Raw genomic sequence first — 23297 nt, 5'->3', positions numbered from 1 at the left:
AATTTATTTTAATAATTAAACATTTATTATATTTTTGCTTTAAACATCAGTCTTCTTTGTGAACAACAGTATAAAAAAACGGCATATATCTGCCTAAAAGAATAAATATTCATATTTCTTTCACAAGAATATGGCCTAATATTTCTCCTGCTAAATCCATCTTATCAGCACAGTTGTTTAAATGTCTGTATATCTCCCGCATTTTTAAAATGTATTTTATATCATCATTCTTTAAAAGCTCCGCTAGATATTTTCTATAATATGACTCCATCTCATTTTCAAGTTTTTTAGCTTTTAACGCACAGTCAATCGCTACTTTCTTATCCTTATCAAGATTATAAACGCTTTTATCTATAAGCTCTGTACCTCTCAATATGACATCCACCATTTCCCTAAGCTCCTCTGTCGGAACAAGCTCATATATCTCCATTTCTTTTACCGTCGTCTCGCAGTAATCCAATATATTGTCGATGGCACTGGATAGCTCGTATATATCTTCTCTTTCAATAGGTGTAATAAATGTGCTATCAAGCTCATCAATTAACTCTTTTCTCTTATTGTCGGCCTCTTTTTCTATACTTATCACTTTTTCACCGTCGTCATCTTTGCCGGTTGTCATGTAGAGAGCCAATGCCTGAACACCTTTTAAAGCCAAATTAGAGTGCTCCTGCAGCAATTTGTAAAAATCCACGCCTTTTGAAAATAGCCAATTAAACAATCCCATTTGCACCACACCTTTATACAGTTTTAGAAATCAAAAACAAAATCGAAGATATAGCAAAAGATGCAGGTATTGTAATAATCCAAGATGCAAACATACCTCTTGCAAACTGCCACCTTACAGCAGCAGGCCTTTCTTTTGCACCAACTCCAAGCACAGAAGAATTGATTATCTGCGTTCCACTTGTAGGCAGTCCAAATAGTGCAGCAGCTATAACTATGAATAGGGACGATATCTGCGCATTAAAAGAGTGAAAAGGCTTAACTCTGTATATCCTGGTTCCAACGCTTTTAATCATTCTAAGACCGCCAAAAAGAAGCCCAAAAGATATCATAAAAGCCGACAAAATCTTAATCGTATTATGGAACTCACTGCTTTTTGATAGACTGCTTCCTATCGTCAATATATATATAAGTCCCATTCCCTTTTGAGCATCATTAGCACCTTGACCGGCATTTAAAATAAAGAGAGTCAAATATTGAAGCTTTTTTAAGACAGTATTGACTTTTACTCCAGCCCTCCTTAAAATACGGCTTGTCAAATACATCACCAGATATCCTATCAAAAAGCCAAAAACCGGAGATAAAAAAAGCGGAACTATGACTTTTAACAATATTCCATAGATGTTAATAGAATCAATTCCATATTTAATTATGAAAGGCCCTATCATACCTCCAACTAATGCATGTGAGGAGCTGGAAGGCATACCTATATACCACGTGACAAGATTCCAAACAACAGCACCAAGCAAGCCTGTAAATATCATGATATAAAGATCATTGCCAGCAATTGTAATGTATTTAAGCTTAAGCACGTCTTTGCTTATGGTGGATGCGACTGTAGTGCTTAATGTAGCTGTCCCGATGAATTGAGCTAAAGACGCTGTTATGAAGGCACTTCTTATGCCGATAGATCTTGACGAAATAATCGTAGCTATGAGATTTCCTTCGTCGTGAAACCCTGTAATAAAGATGTATAATAAAATAAAAGCTATTAAAGCATAGTGCAAATCCATTTTGACACCTCAATATATTTCCTGTGGTACATTATATTATGTGCAAATAAATCAAAACGTTAATGTGCCACAACCATAAATATTACTCCATAGATACTCTTATGTTAAACACTGCTTTTAGCTCATCACCAGGCTTTAAAATTTTTACATCTTCCTTTGTATTCATGGAGTCAGGTTTAGCCATCCAAGGTTCGACACATATAAATTCTTTATCGCGTAATGCCCATACAACTACGTATTTAAAAACTTCATCGTATTCAAGAATAACTTTCATATTTCTTTTTTTATCTAATATAGAACACTTATTTGATTTAGGCTCAAAAATAAGATTTACCTCCGTCTTTTTAAAGTCAATCTCTCCATCGAAAGCAATCTGCTTTTTATCTATAGCATCATAGCATACATCTGAATCAACTGATATTAAGGCATCGCCCTTATTTTCAATATAAAAATATGGGTGAAATCCAGAGTAAAATATCATATTTTTCTCTGACTTATTTACATATTGTTGTTCTATTGTCAGCATTCCGCTCTTGAGAATATATTTAAAAATAAGTTCAAAATCAAAAGGGTATATTTTCCTTGTCTCGCTACTGCTTGTAAACTTTAATGTTATCGACGCAGAATCATTAGCATTTGTCTCAACTACATCCCATTTATAAAGCCTTGCAATACCATGCTGTTTCATGTTGTACTCTCTGCCATCTATCGTATATTTCTCATCTTTTAGGTACCCACAGATTGGAAAAAGTATGGGTATTCCTCCTCTTAAATTCTTCGTTGTATCGTACAGTGTTTCTTTATCAAGGTATAAAATCTCGTTTCCATTATATACAAATTTCGTTATGACCCCTCCCCGCTCTGGCACAACTTCAAAATAGGAATTATTCTCCAAATCGCAAAGCCTGTACGTTTCAAATTTATCCATATATTTTTCCACTTTATACATTTACAGCACCTCTTTTATTATTTTGTCTAAAACCTATTATACTATAATCGCCCTAAGCTTTTCTAATTTTTTCAATACATATATTAAATATAAAAGTTAAAAATAATTTTGAAAAAATACTTTTAGGAGTGTGATAGAGATGGCTGAGGAAAAAGGGCGTTACAAAAATCCTCCAAAGCCCGATGACCGTTCTGATAACGTAGGAAAATTGCAGGATATGATTCACGATACAATAGAAAATTACAGAGAAGCTGAAGATTACTTGAAATTGCATGCTGAAGAACTTTCTCCAGAAGAAATCGCAAGAATCAAAGAAAAAAATCGCCATAGACTTGAAAGCATCCATGGCATGAGAGACGAAATCGTAGACGAAGTAGAAGCCGGAAACGGTGTAGACAAAAAAGATTAAAAAATAGGCAGTTTCTCACTGCCTATTTTTTTAAGTCCACCTTAGTTTTTGTACTTGCATGCAAGTATAAACCCAATTCATCATAATAATCTCTGAATAATACCATCTAAATGTCATATCATATAAATGCATTTCTCGCAATGCCATAATTATAAATTGTCCTAATATTTATTATGTGTTATAATAATTGTAAGATTTTGAAAGGATGGTAATCTGTTTGATGATAGAATATTTTAACGAAATACTTTATCTTTTAAAATCAGCCTGCCAAGAAGTATATGGCGATAATTTAATCAGTCTTGTAATTTTCGGGTCTGTTGCAAGAGGCACGCCAAGCCCTGAATCTGATATAGATATATTAATTGTCGCTGAAAATATTCCAGATGGAAGAATAAAGCGCGTACAACAATTTAATAAAGTTGAATCATTATTAGAAAATTACATCGAAAAGCTTAGAAACTTAAAAATATACACGGAATTATCTCCAATTATTAAAACACCTTCTGAAGTAAAAATAGGCAGCTTGCTTTTTCTTGATATGATAAATGATGCAAAAATATTATATGATAAAAATGACTTCTTCTCAAAGTATTTGAGTGAACTTTCTTCTAATCTTAAAAAAATGGGTGCATATAAAGTAGGAAACAACGAAAAATGGCACTGGGTAATAAAACCGGATTACAAAAATGATGAGGTGTTTCATATATGAATAATATTACACTTGCTGAAAGCTACTTGCAAAAAGCTAAAACACGCATTAAGATGATTGAATTTCTTATGAATGAAGAAGATTATTCAGATGTGATTAGAGAAGCGCAAGAAGCTGTAGAACTTGCTTTAAAAGGCATGTTAAGAAAGATTGGAGTTGAACCGCCAAAACAGCATGATGTAGGATACTTATTAATTGAATATAAAGATAAGTTCTCTGATGAAGTAAAAGAAGCAGTAGATAAACTTGCTTCAATATCTAAGTGGCTTAGAAAAGAAAGAGAATTTTCCTTTTATGGCGATATCGATTTTATTCCAACACTTGAATACACAGAAGAAGACGCAAGGAAAGCTATAAACGATTCAAAGTTAGTAGTCAATATAGCAGAAAAAGCTATTTCAAGTCAATAGATAAGAAATATGATTTATAATAATTTGTTATTTTGTTAACGTATGACAATAATATTGCAAAAGGCAAGAATTACTTTCTTGCCTTTTGTCATTTTACAACTATATTCACAAGCCTGCCTTTTACAACTACGACTTTAACTATTTCTTTGCCGTCAACGTATTGTTTTATGCTTTCTGCTGAAAGGACAGCATCTTGAATTTCCTTCTCACTCGCGTCTGGAGAAACTTCGAGACGTCCTCTTACCTTACCGTTGACTTGTATTGCTATCTCAACAACATCTTTTACTAAAGCTTTATCATCGTACTCTGGCCATTTTTGATTGAAAACAGAATAGCTGTATCCCATTTTCTCCCAAATTTCTTCTGCAAAATGCGGTGCAAAAGGAGCTAAAAGTCTTACAAGATCTGCAATAGTTTCCTCGTACAATTTTGTGTTTTTAATTTCCACGTCAGCATCGTATTTATAAAGAGCATTTACAAGCTCCATTATCCTTGCTATGGCAGTATTAAACTGGAACTTTTCAGCATCTTCTGTGACGCTTTTTATGGTATAATTTCTTACATAATTAAGTTCTTTCTCATCTTTTGAAATCTCATCTTTGCCTTCTTTGCCTCTGTCTTCTATAAATTTATCTACAAGCCTTTCAATTCTCTGTATGAAGCGGGACATGGCTTTTATACCGTCATCATTCCACGGGCCACCTTCAGTAAAGGCAAATCCAAACATCAAGTACATCCTAAATACGTCAGAACCGTATTCATTGATGTATTCATCAGGTGATATTGTATTGCCTCTTGATTTACTCATCTTGTTTCCATCAGGCCCTAAAATTATTCCCTGATGTATGAGAGATTTAAAAGGTTCATCGAAATCAAGATATCCTAAGTCTCTCAATGCCTTAGTGACAAATCTGGCGTACAAAAGATGCATACATGCATGCTCAGCACCGCCTATATATTTGTCAACCGGAAGCATCTTATCAATGAGCTCTTTGTTAAAAGGCTCTTTGTCGTTTTTGTTGTCAGGATACCTTAAGAAGTACCACGATGAATCAACGAATGTATCAAGTGTATCAGGATCTCTTAATGCTTTGCCACCGCATTTAGGGCATGTAGTATTCATAAATTCCTCAGATTTCTTAAGAGGCGACTCCCCATCTGGAGAAAACTCCACATTGTAAGGCAAAAGAACCGGAAGATCTTCTTCAGGCACAGGCACCAGTCCACATTTCTCACAGTGTATTATTGGTATAGGCGCTCCCCAATACCTTTGCCTTGATACAAGCCAATCCCTTAACCTGTAGTTTACCTTAAGAGCTCCTTTGCCTTCTTTCTCGAGCATCTTCACTATTTCTATCCTTGCATCTTCTGATTTGCTTCCTGTAAAGTCACCACTGTCTACAAGAATACCGTATTCAACAAATGGCAGTGAGTCGTCTACTCCATCATTTCCCTTGATGACTCTCTTTATTGGCAAATCGTATTTCTTTGCAAATGCATAATCTCTTTCATCATGAGCAGGCACAGCCATTACACAGCCTGTCCCGTATGTGGCAAGAACGTAATCGGATATCCATATAGGCACTCTTTCGCCTGTGATAGGATGGATAGCATACGCTCCTGTAAATACACCTGTCTTCTCTTTTTCCGTCGAAAGCCTCTCTATCTCGCTTTGCTTTTTGGCATATTCTTTATATTCTTCTACATTTCTTCTATGCTCATCTGTCGTTATGAGATCTACTATCTCATTTTCTGGAGCTAAAACTACGTATGTAACACCGTACAGCGTGTCAGCCCTTGTCGTAAAAACTTTAAACGATATGTCCTTGCCATCGACTTTAAACTCTATCTCAGCACCGTCTGATTTTCCTATCCAGTTTCTCTGCATCATCTTCGTCTTCTCAGGCCAATCCAGCTCATCAAGCTTATCTAAAAGTTCTTCTGCATATTCAGTTATTTTCAAAAACCATTGAGTCAAATCTTTTTTAGTTACTTCACTCCCGCATCTTTCACAAGTTCCTTCCACAACCTGCTCATTTGCAAGAACTGTCTTGCAGCTTGGACACCAATTGACAGGAGCTTTTTTCCTATAAGCCAAACCTTTCTTGTACAGTTGTAAGAATACCCATTGTGTCCACTTGTAGTAATCAGGCAAACATGTTATAACCTCATAATCCCAATCAAATGTGGCACCCATCTCTCTTAGCTGTCTTTCCATAGTCTTTATGTTTTGAAGGGTAGAATCCTGTGGATGTATGCCTGTCTTTATGGCATAGTTTTCTGCCGGCAATCCAAACGCATCAAAACCCATTGGATGAAAAACTTCATAGCCCTGCATCCTTTTCATCCTTGCCCATGAATCAGCAGGCCCGTAGTTATACCAATGCCCTGCGTGAAGCTTAGCACCTGATGGATATGAAAACATCTCAAGACAGTACAATTTTTTGTCGATGTTATCCGGATTAAATTTGTATAGTTTTGTATCTTCCCACTTCTTTTGCCATTTTTTATCAATATCCCTTGAATAAGTCATCTTCTCACTCCTATTAATATTTTTTGCATAAAAAAGGCTTCACATCACAAAGAGACGAAAGCTACGCTTCCGTGGTACCACTCTTTTTGACGCAAGCCCACTTGTTTCATATAACGGTACAACCGTGCATACTTTTAATATGCATGCTCAATGGCGAGTTCAGCTAACACAATGCCTTTTCCCACCGTCACAAGGCTCTCTGAAAAAGTCTTAGCCTACTACTCCACATCATTGCATTATCAATATATATTTATCAATATTTTATTACAAATACTCTTAAAATGCAATAAGATAAATTACCACTGGCGTCCAGGATCGTCTGCCATAGAATTTACTGTAGCTCTTGGATACAACACATTTACATGATCCACAAGATTTGTTGTATTTGATATGACAAATTCAAGCTTGTAATCAGAATTCATCGTATATCCTAAAACAGTTTGGCTTGGAGTGCCGCTTATAGTGGCTTTATATGGGGCTTCTCCCAATACTTTTTCAATATCGCTTCTTGAAATGGCTTGTAATCTAGGATCAAATGACCTTGTTTCAAAAACCTGCATTCCTTTATTAAATCCAAATACAAGTCCCTTGTCTGTAAAAGTTGTGTAGGTTCCTTTGGCAGATGAGATGTACTCTTGTTTATCTGGAGTGCCATATACCTTTTCTATATCATCTATAGTAGTTTTTCCCGTTACAAAGTCGCAATTTATGACCTTCCCTTCTTTTGCAAGGCTAACTGTTTGATTTATCAAGTCAGCATTATGGTTTTCAGCTACAAGATTTTGATTCTGTTTGTCACTAGTATTAACACTTTCACTGTTACTGTCATTATTTTCATCTGTGGTATTATTCTGTGAAGTCGAATTATCATTTATGGTGCTTTTCTGGCTTTGTGATTCTTGATTTTCTCTTTGTGTTTTGTGAGAATTATTGTAGAGCAGGTATCCAGCAAATACCGATACGATGACAACAAATGCTATCAATAAGCCATATTTTTTCATAATCAATCCTCCAATTTTTTATTTAGCTCCCCTCCATAAATAATAATCTTCTACAACACTTTTAGTCAATCGATTTAAGCCAGATTTAATACATAATTAATATTTTTAAAACTTTATCGATATTCGCTTAACAATATTCTTCTGGAGTGTTAAAATATAGTTAAATATATTGATGTTGGAGGTGGTAATATGCCGAATAACTCATTAACTAAAAAATTTGATGCCAGATTTATAACTAGGACAGCTATCTTGCTGGCAATTACAATCATAGTGCAGTTTATCAAGATGCCACAGCTTATAACGGGCTCAATCGTAAATGCAATGCTTATAATCTCTGCATACTTTGTTGGAATCTGGTCAGGTGTGTCAATAGGCCTTTTGACACCAATCATCGCTTTTTTAGTAGGACTTATGGGATTTCCGATACTTATTCCTTTTATAATGATAGGTAATACACTGTACGTAGTGCTATTTAAAACTGTAAAAAACAACATAATAGGTATGATCGTAGGTGCGGTTGTAAAATTTTTGTGGCTGGCAGCTTCAGTAAAATATATTCTGACTTGGTTTAATGTCAACGTACCGCAAAAGATCGTTGCAGCGTTTACACTTCCGCAGCTTGCGACAGCCATCATTGGTGGTATACTATCTATATTCTTAATATTTATACTTACAGGTTATTTTAATAAATCAAAGGAGTAGGTGCCCCTACTCCTATTTTACTGCTTCAACACTTTTTGCACTGCTTATCTTCTTTGAAACTCTCAATATATATTCTATCAAAAAGCTTTCTTCATACCTTAATAACTTAGAATCGACATTGTCTATAGTATCTGTGAACCAGTGATAATTCTTTATCTTTCCATTTTCATCCATGGATATAAACGTTATGCCGCAAAAGCCATTTGCCAGCACAGGCAGCGCATCTGTCGGCAAAAGTAGATTTTTCCTTTTCTGCACTACTCCATTTGGATATTCTTTCCTCATTTCATCAGCTATATCTATGAGCATTTCACCTGCTTTTTTATAGAATATCATTCCTTCTCCTTCAAGGTATGTCAATTTTCCAGCACCGAGATTATCCAATACTACAAATTGAGTATCTTTGTTTAATAATCTCCTATATCTTCTCAAGAAATATTTCATTCCTCTTTCGCCTGTCTCTTCGCTTCCTGTAAAGAGGAAAATCACTTCAACATCATCTGGAAAATTTTCTTTATTGTTAATGTAATAATCTGCTATTGCCAAAGCCAGCGATGCCCCTGAACCATTATCATTGGCACCATTTGTATATTTCCCACCCAACTCACATACAAGCAAAAATACAATCATAGCAAAAGTTATTAAAAGGCCAATTCCAAGCACGATATATGAAATTAGATAAAGATGAAACAGTCCAAAGACTATGCCGACAGGTATCAGTGCAAATCCCAAATAGCCGATATTATATATCATTTTCAGTTTGTCAACGATTTTAGGGCTAAACATCAAACTTCCTTTTTGAGTATCAATGTGTGCAGATACAATTATCTTCTTTTTATCGTTTTTCTCAAATTTTGTAAAGACATTTTTTGAACGATGTTTTGGCATTATGCTTGTCTCAAAAGATTTCCCACTTAGTTCTAAAATCAACAATCCTATTGAAATTAATGAAATAATCAATTCTAATGCATTTAGAAATTTATCGTAGAAAAATGACGCAGCACCCATTATAAATAAGAGGATACCAAACTGAAGAGGCAAAATATAGAGATTGTCACGAGTTGTTTTAAATTCCTGCTTAACTACTTCATATCCCATACCTTCAAGCTTATTGGCAATGTAGTCAGCAGCCTTTCTCTCATTTTTTGTTGCCGAACCACGATGCTCAAACTTAGAAAGCCCTTTTAAATAATCAATGCTTTTCATAATATACGCCCCCTGCTTATATATTTCTACAAGAATGCCAATATTCCTTCAATAATTTTTTCTAATCTTACTCCATTATACGCAATAATAAAAATCGTATACGTAAAAAAAGACGGCTACATAACCCATAGCCATCTTTTTATTTAGCGTCCAAGTATTGAGTTTATTATCTTCCCAACTCCCTTTTGATTAGTTGCAGAATTATTTTGCCCGCTGCTGCTAGTCTGATTACCATTTGTTCCACTGATGTTGTTTTGCTCATCAGTAGTTGAGGTGCCACTTTGCCCTCCATTATCAGTTGTCGTTCCGGGCTCTGTACCATTTACTGGGGCAGTATTGCTGCTGTCACTATTTGTTGCATCGCCGTTTTGATCAGTATTTCCACTCTGATTATCCCCTGGCTGAATTTGATTTTCTGTATCTACTTCTGTCGGCACAACATATTTTCCGTCAGCAGCGTATGCATTTTGCTTTGCTGTTCTTCCTGGTGGATTTATAAACACTTCTTCTTTTACAAGGAATGGCAGCGTCCATTCAGATGCCAATTTCCCAGTCAGAGTATTTATCTTTGCAGATACATGAACTGTGCAATATTCTGTCGGCTGTGTACCTACAGCAAACATTTCAGTATATGTTCTGTCTCCTCTTGGATCTTGTTTACATAAATCAGTAGGCAATTCTCCTGAATCTTTGCAGACTGTTTCATACACTATTCCAGATGGTTTATCAGTAAAGCGCTTAGCTGGAAGATTCTGATGTATCTCAGACATTACTGTCTTCCACATCTTTGCCGGAAATGTTCCGCCAACCTGTGGTACACCATAATTTTTAACAGCATTATTTGATGATGGATACCCCATCCACACTGTTCCAACATAATATGGTGTGAAACCTGAGAACCATATATTGCCTGAATTTTCAGACGTGCCAGTCTTTCCGGCCACGTCCATGTTTGACAGCCTTGCTGCCGTACCTGTACCGTGATTTACAACATCCATCATCATGCTTCTCAATATATATGCATTCTGCTCACTCAGCACCACATGTTCCTCAGGTTTATTGTCAACCAATACTTTCCCAGTTGAATCTTCAATCTTTGTAAAAGTAATAGGGCTTATATACATGCCTTTGTTAGCAATAGCACCATAAGCAGCAGCTTCCTGAATGGGTGTTATCCCATGGCTCAAACCACCTAACGCTAATGCTGGCAAATACATATCATCTTTAGTTATATCAAGCCCAAATTTCTTTCCATAGGTCGCCGATACATTGATGCCTATTTTATTTACGACCTGCACAGCAGGCACATTCAAAGAATCTGTTATAGCTTCCCTCAGAGTCACCAATCCATGGTAATAATTGCTTTCATAGTTGTGAGGTGTATATGGCTTTGCACCAGGAAGTGTAAATGTCGTAGGAACATCATCCACAACTGTCGCAGCAGTAAGGCCGCTTTGAAGTGCTGGTCCATAAACAGTCAAAGGCTTTATAGATGATCCCGGTTGTCTTTTTGAATCGGCAAAACTTATACCTCTTGTAACATATTTGAAATCATTTGTGTTTCTTCCACCTACTATACCCTTTATCTCGCCAGTCTTCCAATCTATTACAACCATTGCACCCTGCACAGATTCTTTTGACGTCGGATCAACAGGAAACAATTTTGGATTTTTAAAGGCATTTTCCATTATTGTCTGTATGTTTGGATCCATTGTAGAATATATCCTAAGCCCACCATTGTATATTTTATTCAAGGCTTCAGATTTAGTTATGCCAAGTTTCTTTACAAGTGCATCAGTAGCATCATTTATGACCTGATCTATAAAGTATCCATGGCTGTACGTAGACAAATTGAGATTCTTGAAAACAAAATTAAGCTTTTCATTAATAGCGGAATTGTACTGTTCTTGAGTAATAAAGCCTTGTTTCAGCATCTCACTTAAAACAAGGTGCTGCCTCTCTGTAGCTTTTTCCACATTTGAATCAGGTGAATACATGGATGGATTATTAGTAATTCCGGCAATCATAGCACATTCTGCAAGATCTAACTGACTTACATCTTTGCCAAAATACTGAAGCGCAGCTGCTTGAACCCCATATGCATTTATATGTGGACCACCTAAATAAATTGTATTAAGGTATGCTTCCAGTATCTGCTTCTTTGTATACTTCTGTTCAAGTTGCCAAGCCAATACAGCCTCTTGAATCTTTCTCGTCAATGTCTTCTCATCTGTAAGCATCGTATTTTTGACAAGCTGCTGTGTTATGGTACTTGCACCTTCTATAGGTTTCCCGCCAGCCTTTATGTCCGCAACCAATGCACCTACTATTCTCTTAGGATCAATGCCTAAATTGTTCTTGTAGAATCTCTGATCTTCTATAGCAACAACAGCATTTTGCAAATTCTTTGGTATTTTATCTATTGATACCCAAAGTCTATTGTCAGAACCATGTAAAATAGCCGCTTGGCTCCAGCTTCCATTGCTGTTTTTTACGTAAACTATCGATGACTGTTTCATCTTTGTCAATGCATCTTGCGATAATGGCGGCGTATTTTTAATTATAGCCAACACCTTGCCACCTGCAGCGCCAATACCTGCCAAAATTAATATCAATACACCCCACAACACAACATTGAGGATCTTCTTTAAAGCGCTCTTATTTTTTTTCTTTTTATTTCTATCACTTCGCCTAAGTTGTGTATTATTCTCCATAACATATCCCCTCAAAAATTTTAATACAAATATTATACCATAACATATTATATCATATTTTATTTTCAGGCAAATGTCGAAATTATTAAAAAATAATTAAAATATATAAAAAAACATGGAACTTATATTTACTGTTCCATGTGTTACTCCTATTTAAAATTTCGCAAAAATTTTTCCATCCTTTTTACCGACTCCTTTAGATTATCCATTGATGTGGCATATGCCATCCTTACATGACCTTCTCCATGCTCTCCAAAGGCGCTGCCAGGAACAACTGCAACTTTTGCCTCGTATAAAAGCCGTTTTGCAAATTCTGCCGATGTAAGTCCTGTCTTCTTGATTGATGGAAATATGTAAAATGCGCCTTTAGGTTCGAAACATTCAAACCCCATATCAATTAAGCTGTCATATAAAAACTTCCTTCTTTCATCATATTTTTCCCTCATAAATTTGATGTCATTTCCACCATTTTTCATGGCTTCTAATCCTGCGTATTGCGACTGTGTTGATGCTGATGTTACATCGTACTGGTGTATCTTCGTCATGTGCTTTACAAAATACTCCGGTGCGGCTATATAGCCCAGCCTCCATCCTGTCATGGCATAAGACTTAGAAAAACCATTTATCAAAACAGTCCTTTTCCACATTCCAGGCAGTGATGCAAAACTTACATGCTTAAAGCCATCGTAAACCAGTTCAGAGTATATCTCATCCGTCACAACCAGCAAATCATACTTTAATACTACCTCAGCCAATTTCACCATTTCCTCATAAGGCATGACAGCTCCTGTTGGATTATTGGGATATGGCAAAATCAAAACTTTCGATCTATCTGTCACATACTTTTCTAATACATCTGCTTTTAAGACAAAGTTATCTTTTTCATATGTAGGGACAAAAACAGATTTGCCACCAGCCAATTTCGTACACGGATCGTAAGCCACAAATGACGGCTCCGGTATCAATACTTCGTCTCCATCTTCCACAAGAGTATTCAGTGCTATGTAAATAGCCTCCGTCGCACCGATTGTGACGAGTATCTCACCGTCAGGCTTATACTCTACATCGCAACTTCTTTTGAGATATTTTGATATCTCTTGCCGCAATTCTATAAGCCCGGCATTTACCGTATATCCTGTTTTGCCTTCTAATAATGAGGCATACGCTGCATCGATTATGTGCTTTGGTGTGACGAAATCAGGCTCTCCAATCGTCAGCGATATGGCATCTGGCACATCTTTTACCATATTAAAAAAATACCTTATTGTAGATATCTCTATAGATTTTGCACGCTTTGCCACTCTATCTTCGTAGTTCACTATACTCCCCCACTTTCAATAAAAACTCTTGATTCAATTATAACACAATTTCATCAATTTAAAGCATCATAATATCTGCAAAATAAAAAAGCGGGATAAACCCGCCAGGCACCTTTATAGACACCCTTAATCAGCCAACAGCTTGAGAACGACGTGTAAGGATGTCAAATACAACAGCTAAAACAAGTATTATACCTTGTATTACGTATTGAATAGAACTTCCAAGTCCCATTAAATCCATACCATTGGTTAGCGATACCATAACTAAAGAACCTATTAATGAGCCTGTAACTTTACCAACACCGCCGTTTGCAGAGCATCCGCCGATGAATGCACCGGCAATTGCCAAGAGCTCAAAACCTGTGCCTGCTGTTGGTGAAGCACTTTGCATTCTTGATGCAAAAAGTATTCCTGAAAGTGCAGTCAAAGTCTCCATAATAACAAATGTGTAAATTAAAACATTTGCCACATTGATACCAGAAAGTTCAGCTGCTTCAGGGTTACCACCAACAGCATAAATGTGGCGCCCAAATGCTGTTTTATTTAATATCACCGTAAATATAGAAACAACTACAAAAACAATAACAAATGTCCAAGAAATACCATTATTCATCGCCAAAACAAGTATTAATGCTGCAATCAAAGCAACAATAAAAGCGATTTTAGCAATAAAGAAAGGCATAGGCAGAACTTCAAAATTGTATTTTTTCTTTGTGTTCCGAGCCTTAAACTGAAAATAAATAAACAATACTATACCAATTAAACCAATTACAAGAGTTGACACTGCAAATCCGCCAATTTTTCCGAAACTTGGTATAAAACCATTACCTATTTCATTAAAGAATTTATCAGTAATGTTAATTGTACCGCCTGCCTGAGTAGCGAATAGCAATAATCCATGGAAAGATATCATACCTGCAAGAGTTACGACAAACGCAGGTATACCAACCTTTGCAATCAGTACACCAAAGAACAAACCAATAACTGCACCTAAAGCCAGTACAATAAGTATTGCGAGAATAGCTGGAACATGATAATTCATCATCAATATTGCAGCTATAGCTCCTAAAAAGCCTGAAAGGAAACCGACTGACAAGTCAATTTGCCGAACAATAATGACAAGCGTCATACCAGTAGCTAATACTGCTATATAACCTGTTTGATTTATCAAACTTGATATATTATATGGAGAAATAAATGTACCATTAGTTAAAATAGTAAATAAAACAAAAATTACAGCTAATGCAATAAACATACCATAATCACGTATGTTTTTTCTAAGAATTACACCTAGTTCTTTCATAATATCCCTCCTCAAAATATCAGGCCGTAGCCATTTCCATAATTTTCTCCTCTGTTGCATCCTTGGCGTCTATAACACCGGTCATAGTACCATTAGACATAACATATATCCTATCGCTCATACCCAATATTTCAGGTAACTCAGAGGAAATCATTATGATGCTCATACCCCTCTTAACAAGTTCATTCATAATTGTGTATATTTCAAACTTGGCTCCAACATCAATTCCTCGAGTTGGTTCATCCAAAATCAACAAATCTGGCAAAGTAAAAAGTCCTTTCGCTACTGAGACCTTTTGCTGATTTCCACCAGACAAAGTCCCAACAACTTGCTCGATAGAGCGTGCTTTAATATTTAACTCATTAAAGAACTTATTGGCAGCATTTACTTCTTCATGTTGATCAATAAAAAGCCCTTTCAGCAATTGTTTGAGATTGGAAAGAGGTATATTAAATTTTATATCTTGAATCAATACAAGGCCATTTCCTTTTCTATCCTCTGTAACATATACAATTTTCTCTTTAATAGCTTTCTCAGGAGAGCTTAAATGCTTTTTGACTCCATTAACATATAATTCACCTTTTATAATATAATGTTTTGTATTGCCAAAAATGCTTAGAGCCATTTCGGTACGCCCTGCGCCCATAAGCCCTGCAATTCCAACAATTTCACCTTTGTGGACTTTAAAATTAATATTATGGAGAATTTCACGTCCTTTACTTGGGTCAAAAGCTGTCCAGTTTTTCAATTCAAAGCATACATCTCCATATTTAACGCCTTCCCTCTTTGGATAAATGTCTTCTATCTCTCTGCCAACCATATACTTAATTATTTCTTTTTCCTCAACTTTGCGCTTAGTAGCATCAATTGACGTAATTGTCTTTCCATCTCTTAAAACCGTGATTGTATCAGCAATAGAGATAACTTCTTTTAATTTATGCGAGATCATTATACAGGTTATGCCTTGTTTCTTTAATTCTCTTAAAATTTGCAACAAGTTATCACAATCAACTTCACTAAGCGCTGCTGTCGGCTCGTCTAATATCAAAAGTTTAACATCTTTACTTAAGGCTTTACCTATTTCAACAAGCTGCTGAACTCCAACTCCAACATCCTTAACTTTAGTTTCAGGATTAATATTTACGCGAATTCTTTTAAGCACTTCTTTGGCTTTAATAATCGTTTCATTCCAATCTATAAACGGGCCTTTTTTGATTTCGTGTCCCAAAAATATGTTTTCATAAATTGTAAGTTCCGGTATTAAAGCAAGCTCCTGATGTATTATGGCAATTCCTGCTTTTTCACTATCCTCAATGCTCCTAAAATGTTGTTCAGTAGAATTTAAAATAATTCTTCCAGTAAATGTACCTGATGGGTAAACACCGGAGAGAATCTTCATCAACGTTGATTTTCCTGCGCCATTTTCACCAACCAAGCAATGAATTTCTCCTCGCTTAACCTTGAAGTTTACGCCATCCAGTGCTTTAACGCCAGGAAAGGTTTTACCGATATTATCCATTTCAAGAATGTATTCAGCATCTTTCAAGAGTTTGCACCTCCTAAATTAAAGTCGAAGGGTATGATAAGCAAAAGTTTATCCTACCCTTCCAAATTGTATAGCGTAATAGTTAACAGTGATTATTGTACTGGAGTAACTTTACCGTTATCCACTTTATACAATCCTGAAGAATTAATAACGCTTTCAGCATTGTCCTTTGTAACGATAATCAAAGGAGCTTTTGTTGCAGGAACGTCTGCGCTGCCATTATTGTAAGTTGTTACGATACATGATGGCTTTGTATTATTGTTGATAGAATCAACTATATCTTTAACGTCAGCAACAAGTTTTGCATCTGCTTTCCAAATTGTCATGCTCTGTTTGCCATCTAAGATGTACTGCAACGAGGCCTGTGTAAAGTCCTGACCTGTTGAGTAAATCTGAGTAACATCTTTGTCTGCTCTGAATGTATCTGTTATAGCACGTGATGTATCGTCATTTGGAGCAAGAACATAAACAACGCCCTTCTGATCCGCCTTTGCTTTTGCCAAGTTAGCTTGTGCTAATGTCTTAGCAGTTGCTGGATCCCAGTTTGTTGTAATCTGATTTATAATTTGAGCTAATTGACTGTGTGTTAGTGTTGCTGTGTTTTTCAATGAATCAGCAATACTTGAATTTTCTATTACAAATGTACCATCAGCAATCTTTGGTTGAAGAACACTCCAAGCACCCTGGAAGAATAAGAATGCATTGTTATCTGATGGAGCACCTGCGTATAAATACAAGTGATTGCCTGTACCTTTAGCGTTGTCAACTAAATATTGAGCTTGAGCTGCACCAACAGCTACGCTGTCAAATGTTACATAATAGTCAACATTTGGTGTATTCATTATAAGTCTGTCATAAGAAATAACCTTGATATCTTTACTATGAGCCTCATTTACTTCAGCTGCTGCTGCAGTTGCATCCTGTGGAACGATAACAAGAACCTTTACACCTTTAGATATAAGACTTTCAACGTTTGTCTTTTCAGTAGCGGTATCTCCGTTACTATAAAGAATTGTAGCACCTGGCAATACTTGTTCGAATTGCTTCTGTGCCATCGGCCATCTTGATTCAGCTTTTGTTGGAAGCACTATACCAACATTTGAATACTTATCTGCACTATTTGAGCTTGTATTGCTTGAACTCGTATTACTTGAACTTGTATTGCTTGAGCCTGTGCTGCTTGAGCTTGTGCTATTTCCACAACCTGCAAATGCAAAAGTTGCAAAAACCATCAAAGCAACTACAAGCCATAACCTAAATGTTTTCATAAATACTATCTCCTTTCTGTTGCTTATATTTTCGTTATATATATTCTACAAACATCTTTATTTCGCCTCTAAACCAATTTTTCTTTTTATGTATTTTTTTGCTTTAAATAATTTCATTTGAAATTTTATCTGGATTATTTTATGACAAAAAAATAAAGGCTTTAAGCCTTAAAAAAATCAATTAGTATATCTGTACACATCGTCGCGGCTATGAAAGCCATCTTTAATCACAGTATCATCTATGTTAGTCTTGTCAACAGCAATTGGCTCCAGCTTGTAATATGGGACATTGTACTTCCCATCGTAAATTGTATTGTTGACGTTTAACTTTTCTCCTTTTGCCAATTTCACTGCCAATTTAGCTGCATCTCCCGCAAGCTTGTCAAGAGGCTTGTATACAGTCATAAGCTGAGTGCCTTCTATAATCCTCTGGCAAGCAGCAAGATCTGCATCTTGAGCTACAACAGCAACTTCTCCTGCTAATCTGTGCTCAGACAGTGATTCGATTATGCCATTAGCAAGTCCATCATCTCCAGCAATGATTGCATCTATTTTATAATTCTTTTGTATATATTTTTCAGTAGATTGAAATGCGTACTCTGACATCCAGTTTGGCGACCATTCTTCTCCTATTATATTTATATCACCGCTTTTAACCTTGGGAAGCAATACGCTGTCATACCCTTCTTTAATCATCTTTGTGTTATTGTCATTTGTTGCACCGTTTATTATGAGGTAGTTGCCTTTTGGATACCTTTCTACCAGATATTCTGCCATTAACTTTCCGACCTTTACATTGTCAAATGAAATGTATAAATCCACGTTTGAATTCAAAACAAGCCTGTCGTAAGATATAACCTTAACACCTGCTTTTTTAGCCATCTCTACCGCTGCAGAAGCTTTTTTAAGATCGTTTGGAACAATGACAAGAATATCGATTTTCTTGTCCAGCAAATATTTCACTTGCTTTAACTGATCTTCATCGTCATTATTGGCATTTTGAACAAACACTTCTGCCCCAAGCTCTTTCGCTTTTGCCATGAATATGTCTCGATCTTTTACCCATCTTTCTTCTTTTAAAGTACCTAGAGAAAATCCTATTTTTATTACATCACTATCATTTGAAACTTCCCGATCCAACTTACTTGCAACATAAAATTTGTAGACCTTGCTGCTTATTAAGATCAGCAAAAACAGTAAAACTAGGATAAGCAAAGCCAAAATCACGTTTTTAAACTTAACACTCAAACGCAACACCTCCCTCCGAATTTTTACTCTTGTACTCTGTAGGAGTCATGCCGGTCTCCTTCCTGAAAATCCTGCTAAAATAGTTTGGATCATTATAGCCTACCTTAAAGCAGACTTCTTTCACACTTATGGAATCATCTAGCAAAAACTCTTTTGCTTTATTTATCCTGACTTGAGTAATATAATCAACAAAATTGCACTTTGTCTCCTCTTTAAACGTCTTACTGAAATAGTAGTAGCTGATATTCAGCATCTTTGCCACATCGTACAGCTTAATATCTTTATCATAATTTTCATTTATAAACTCAATAGCTTTCGCAATAAGTCCTGTGTAATATCTCTCTCTGTTTTCATGCAGCTTCAATACTATATTTGATATAAACTGCGAAAAAGTCTTTTTAATGTTTTCAATTTCATTTGTCCTCAAAATTTTAACAATCATATTCTCTTCTAATTCGGAAGTTACATCGCAATACGAACTAATCTTAGCAATTATTTCAATAGATAAACTCAAAAGTTTTGATTTAAATAAATTCATATCATCTTTATAATGAAGCAGCAATTTTTGAAATATGCCGTTGACTTTAATCAGAGCCGCATCAATATTGTTCGATATAATATTATTTATCAGTTCTTCATCATCATTGCTTAAAATCAGCTCTCCATTGTCAGACAATTTAATATCATCAAAATGTGTTATGCTGTCTATACCCATCTTTGCAGCAAAATCAGCCTCATCGTATGATTTTGAAAAATAACTGGTTTGATATGGTCTGCCTATTCCAATCCTGACTTTTGAATCTTTGCCATGTGTTTCTTTTAAAATTTTTTCCGCAAAATCTATTGAAGTATTTTTAATTGTAAACAGATCTTCATCACTTTCAACTGGAACAAATACAATTATCCTATCAAGCAAGATACCTGCTAAGCAAGGCCCTGTGTTTTTTATAAATTCTTTAATGTAGATTAATGTTTCCTGCATCTTGACATTACCAGCTAAATTGTCTAAGTGACTCTCATTATCATCCTTTTCAAATAAAACCACTAAAGCATATCCAATATTTAGATTCATATTGAAGATACTTCCATAGAAATCAATGTTTTCCTGCCTAAATGTGGCTGATGCCAGTGAATATATCATTTCACTTTCAAGATGTGGCAGTATCATTATCATTTTCTCTTTCATCTCAAGTTCCTTCATCATGTTTTCCCGCTTTGTTTCTACGATTTTTTTGACTTTTAAAACCGTATCGATTACCTTATTTTTATTCATAGGTTTCAACAGATAATCGACTACATCCAGTTTTATCGCTTCTTTTGCATAATTAAAATAGTCATAAGCCGTTATTATTACAAACTCAATGTCATTGTGGATTTCTTTAATCCTTTTGATAGCTTCCATGCCATCTATGCCTGGCATCCTTATATCCATAAAAATCACATCAGGCTTCAATGCATCAGCTTTTTCAATTGCTTCTCTTCCCGATTTTGCAAAACCAATAACATCTACATCGTGGCAGTTATTCTCGATGATAAATTTTAAAGAGTCAAGGACTATCTGCTCATCGTCAGCAATCAACAACTTTATCACGCTGCATTACCCCTTCCCATAGGAATCTTCAATGTTACTCTAGTTCCATATCCAATGCGGCTTTCAATCTCTATGACGTCATTGATATCAGCTATATTGTAATATAACCTTAAACGATTTATTACATTGTGCATTCCAATGCCTGTGACATGCTTATTTTCATCGTTGTCAGGATCATCTGCAGAAAGAATTTTATTGATGCTTTCATGACTCATGCCCATTCCATCATCTATAACATCAATGTGTATACTGCCGTCGACCTCTTTTATTTCAATGCGGATAATACCTTTCCCTTCTATCTCCTCTATGCCGTGTATAAAGGCGTTTTCAACAACAGGCTGTATAATCGTGCAGGGAACTTTGAGATTTAAAAGGCTTTCATCTATGCTTGTTTGAAATTCTACTTTTTCGCCAAATCTTGTTTTTAATATATACATGTAGTTAAACACATTATCAACTTCTTCTTTCAATGTCACCGGCTTGTCTAGCTTTCTCAAGTTGTATCTGAATAGATCTGCTACTTTTTCTATAAACTCTGACGATTTTTCCGCACCCTCCATCATTGCAATCTGTGATGCCGCATTTAAAGTATTAAATAAAAAATGTGGATTTATCTGTGACTGAAGTGCTTTTAATTCAGACTCTCTTAATATATTTCTCATCTTTAGGTTCTGCATCTCTTGCTCTTTAAGCCTTTTTTCCACTTTTGCCTGCATCTTTATTTCATCAATATAGTTTTTAATGTTTGTAACCATTTTATTAAACGCATCAGCCAGTATATTGACCTCATCATCTGTCTTGATTCTTATAGGCTCGATGTCAAAATCTCCTTTTGAAATCCTTTCGGCTGTATCAGAAAGCTCAGATATTGGCCTAGTTATCCTGTAAGTATATATAATGGCTAACACAATATTTAAAACTACAGATATTAATATTAGAAAAATATTTAAAAAGCTTATAAAAACCATATTTTTTGATATTTTATTGTACTTTAACGATCCTTCTTGAAGCTTATTGTATATGAGATTATTAATGTACATCTTTATATAGTCATTTATCTTATTTGCTCTAGTAAAGTATTCTATATATTCGCTGCTTATTCTGCCTCTTTTCGCATTTACTGCTTTATCAGTTTCTGATAGTAAGCTCATTATCATATTGCCAATGTCTTTTTGCATGAGGCTGTCATTATCATATGTCACTATGTTTATCATGTCTTCAGCACTATTGTTTAGTTTGTTGCTAATCGTATAATAATTAAGAAGCGAATCGGAGGATTTTGTGGAAAGATATTTTTCCACTTCTGTCTCTAGAGAATTTATATCGTTATTGAGATTGTTTAAGTAGACGTAATCTGTAAATATTGATTTTAATCTATCAATTACAATCTTGGCATTGTAATAAGAGTAAATACTGGTTATACCCATTATCAACGTAGTTATTAAAAGATGTGCAAATATTTTTCTCCTTATGCCTTTAAATTCAAATAAACTTTTATTCACAATAACACCTACTAATCTTTTTGTTTTATCTTATCCTCATACTCTTTTACATTGCTTTTTGTAATAATATTTACGCCTGTATCTATGAATGTAGAAACCTCATTATTTTTCTTGATTTCCATCATTGCCTTAACGCTCTCATACCCCATCTTATATGGGTCGCTCATAACTGTACCATAAATAATACCTTTATCAACATATCTCAAAATATCCGGTGTATCACCGTACCCAACTATAGATATTTCACCTACTTTGCTGAAATCCACCACAACTTGAGCTGCACCTATCGTATCAACCGAATCCGTTATATATAATGCGTTTATTCCTTCACCGCCGTTTATTATTGACTGAGTTATTTCTTCAGCACTTAGGGCTCCTAACTGCGACGTATATACTTTTGATACCTTCATTTCTGAAGTACTATTAATAACACCTAAAAATCCACTTAGCTTTAAATTTTGGCTTGCCGTATCTTTTCCCACATCGTTGCTCATGATAACTGCTATATTTGCTTTACCACCTGTTGCCAACTTCATAAGCTTCCCCGCTTCTTCTCCCAATATAAAGCTGTTTGCACCAACAAATGATTTCCTTTTGCTGTCTTTTAAATCATTTTCAATTGTAACAACAGGTATTTTGTTTTCATATGCTTCATTTATTAAAGTATTAAAATCTCCATCATAAGAAACATGCGTTATGATGCCATCAACTTTCGACAGAACTGCAATATCGAGAAATTCTAGCTCTTCATCTAAATTATTAAATTTAGGAGCATTAAATTCAACAGCAACGTTGTAAAATTTTGCAGCATCTTCGGCACCTTTTTGCACTTCTTTCCAGAAAGGATCGACAGAATTTTGTGCGACCAAATAGAAATGATAAGACGGTTTTCCTGCTAAAACTGGTTCCTCAATTTGCTGAAATTTATATAAAAAAATGCTGAGTACCGCAATCAAAGTCATCAATATCAAAATTATATTTCTTTTCAAAAAAGCGTAAACTTTCTGTAACGTTTTCACAATAGCCCCTCCATAACTTCCTTCTCGAATAAAATATTACGATATTGCTAAAACTTTTTCAATAGAAAGATATTAAGTTGATGTCACACATCATTTTAATTCTACACAAAAATAAAAAATCCTCTTGCGAGG

General features: G+C 35.3%; 19 protein-coding genes and 1 other annotated feature. Of the genes, 4 read left to right on the top strand and 15 right to left on the bottom strand.

Features of this window, described 5'->3' with window-relative positions; all coding sequences use genetic code 11:
• Positions 1 to 109: 109 nt before the first annotated feature.
• From J2Z80_RS05205 to J2Z80_RS05195, 3 genes are all read right to left on the bottom strand, one after another.
• The gene (locus tag J2Z80_RS05205) at positions 110 to 724 is read right to left on the bottom strand and encodes a DUF47 domain-containing protein (protein ID WP_209453440.1); all 615 of its coding nucleotides are present in this window, start codon (positions 722 to 724) and stop codon (positions 110 to 112) included.
• A gap of 13 nt (positions 725 to 737) precedes the next feature.
• Positions 738 to 1736 (bottom strand): inorganic phosphate transporter, encoded by a 999-nt coding sequence (locus J2Z80_RS05200; protein WP_209453439.1) that lies wholly within the window; start codon positions 1734 to 1736, stop codon positions 738 to 740.
• A gap of 82 nt (positions 1737 to 1818) precedes the next feature.
• Complete coding sequence (locus J2Z80_RS05195; RefSeq protein WP_209453438.1) at positions 1819 to 2685, bottom strand: aldose epimerase family protein; 867 nt, start codon at positions 2683 to 2685, stop codon at positions 1819 to 1821.
• Positions 2686 to 2824: 139 nt separating this feature from the next.
• On the opposite strand from J2Z80_RS05195, the gene tlp reads away from it, so the two are divergent.
• The 3 genes from tlp (at position 2825) to J2Z80_RS05180 (ending at position 4213) form a co-directional block, all read left to right on the top strand.
• Positions 2825 to 3094: a small acid-soluble spore protein Tlp gene (tlp, locus tag J2Z80_RS05190; RefSeq protein ID WP_014757081.1), complete on the top strand. Its 270-nt coding sequence runs from the start codon at positions 2825 to 2827 to the stop codon at positions 3092 to 3094.
• Between the two features lie 220 nt (positions 3095 to 3314).
• Positions 3315 to 3803 carry a nucleotidyltransferase domain-containing protein gene (locus tag J2Z80_RS05185; RefSeq protein WP_245301161.1) on the top strand — a complete coding sequence of 163 codons (489 nt, stop codon included), beginning with the start codon at positions 3315 to 3317 and terminating at the stop codon, positions 3801 to 3803.
• Positions 3800 to 4213: a HEPN domain-containing protein gene (locus J2Z80_RS05180; RefSeq protein ID WP_209453436.1), complete on the top strand. Its 414-nt coding sequence runs from the start codon at positions 3800 to 3802 to the stop codon at positions 4211 to 4213. Before J2Z80_RS05185 ends, J2Z80_RS05180 begins: the two co-directional genes overlap by 4 nt.
• Before the next feature lie 88 nt (positions 4214 to 4301).
• Here the strand turns inward: J2Z80_RS05180 and leuS are convergent, their stop codons facing one another.
• Positions 4302 to 6746: a leucine--tRNA ligase gene (gene leuS / locus J2Z80_RS05175; protein ID WP_209453435.1), complete on the bottom strand. Its 2445-nt coding sequence runs from the start codon at positions 6744 to 6746 to the stop codon at positions 4302 to 4304.
• Positions 6747 to 6793: 47 nt separating this feature from the next.
• Positions 6794 to 6987: a binding site (T-box leader), on the bottom strand.
• Positions 6988 to 7042: 55 nt separating this feature from the next.
• On the bottom strand, positions 7043 to 7747 hold the full coding sequence (locus tag J2Z80_RS05170; protein ID WP_209453434.1) for a YjgB family protein: 705 nt from the start codon (positions 7745 to 7747) through the stop codon (positions 7043 to 7045).
• A 189-nt stretch (positions 7748 to 7936) separates the two neighbouring features.
• Here J2Z80_RS05170 and J2Z80_RS05165 point away from each other — a divergent pair, with 189 nt between their 5' ends.
• Positions 7937 to 8449 (top strand): ECF transporter S component, encoded by a 513-nt coding sequence (locus tag J2Z80_RS05165; RefSeq protein ID WP_209453433.1) that lies wholly within the window; start codon positions 7937 to 7939, stop codon positions 8447 to 8449.
• Positions 8450 to 8461: 12 nt separating this feature from the next.
• Here J2Z80_RS05165 and J2Z80_RS05160 read toward each other — a convergent pair whose 3' ends face one another.
• The 10 genes from J2Z80_RS05160 to J2Z80_RS05115 form a co-directional block, all read right to left on the bottom strand.
• Entirely contained in the window at positions 8462 to 9655 is a 1194-nt protein-coding gene (locus J2Z80_RS05160) for a M28 family peptidase (protein ID WP_209453432.1), read from the bottom strand.
• 143 nt (positions 9656 to 9798) lie between these two features.
• Positions 9799 to 12369, bottom strand: a complete 2571-nt coding sequence (locus tag J2Z80_RS05155; protein WP_209453431.1) for a transglycosylase domain-containing protein — start codon at positions 12367 to 12369, stop codon at positions 9799 to 9801.
• Positions 12370 to 12518: 149 nt separating this feature from the next.
• The gene (locus tag J2Z80_RS05150; protein ID WP_209453430.1) at positions 12519 to 13688 is read right to left on the bottom strand and encodes a pyridoxal phosphate-dependent aminotransferase; all 1170 of its coding nucleotides are present in this window, start codon (positions 13686 to 13688) and stop codon (positions 12519 to 12521) included.
• Positions 13689 to 13818: 130 nt separating this feature from the next.
• Positions 13819 to 14991, bottom strand: coding sequence for a sugar ABC transporter permease (locus J2Z80_RS05145; protein ID WP_209453429.1), 1173 nt, complete (start codon positions 14989 to 14991; stop codon positions 13819 to 13821).
• Between the two features lie 19 nt (positions 14992 to 15010).
• On the bottom strand, positions 15011 to 16510 hold the full coding sequence (locus J2Z80_RS05140) for a sugar ABC transporter ATP-binding protein (RefSeq protein ID WP_209453463.1): 1500 nt from the start codon (positions 16508 to 16510) through the stop codon (positions 15011 to 15013).
• Between the two features lie 119 nt (positions 16511 to 16629).
• Entirely contained in the window at positions 16630 to 17805 is a 1176-nt protein-coding gene (locus J2Z80_RS05135; protein ID WP_209453428.1) for a sugar ABC transporter substrate-binding protein, read from the bottom strand.
• A gap of 177 nt (positions 17806 to 17982) precedes the next feature.
• On the bottom strand, positions 17983 to 18945 hold the full coding sequence (locus J2Z80_RS05130; protein WP_432422706.1) for a sugar ABC transporter substrate-binding protein: 963 nt from the start codon (positions 18943 to 18945) through the stop codon (positions 17983 to 17985).
• 97 nt (positions 18946 to 19042) lie between these two features.
• On the bottom strand, positions 19043 to 20644 hold the full coding sequence (locus tag J2Z80_RS05125) for a response regulator (protein ID WP_209453426.1): 1602 nt from the start codon (positions 20642 to 20644) through the stop codon (positions 19043 to 19045).
• Entirely contained in the window at positions 20641 to 22146 is a 1506-nt protein-coding gene (locus J2Z80_RS05120) for a sensor histidine kinase (protein WP_209453425.1), read from the bottom strand. Before J2Z80_RS05120 ends, J2Z80_RS05125 begins: the two co-directional genes overlap by 4 nt.
• An 11-nt stretch (positions 22147 to 22157) precedes the next feature.
• On the bottom strand, positions 22158 to 23165 hold the full coding sequence (locus tag J2Z80_RS05115) for a substrate-binding domain-containing protein (protein ID WP_209453424.1): 1008 nt from the start codon (positions 23163 to 23165) through the stop codon (positions 22158 to 22160).
• Between the last annotated feature and the right edge of the window lie 132 nt (positions 23166 to 23297).

It is taken from the genome of Thermoanaerobacterium butyriciformans (assembly GCF_017874545.1).
GTDB lineage: Bacteria > Bacillota > Thermoanaerobacteria > Thermoanaerobacterales > Thermoanaerobacteraceae > Thermoanaerobacterium > Thermoanaerobacterium butyriciformans.
This window is presented reverse-complemented; position numbering and strand designations above follow the sequence as displayed.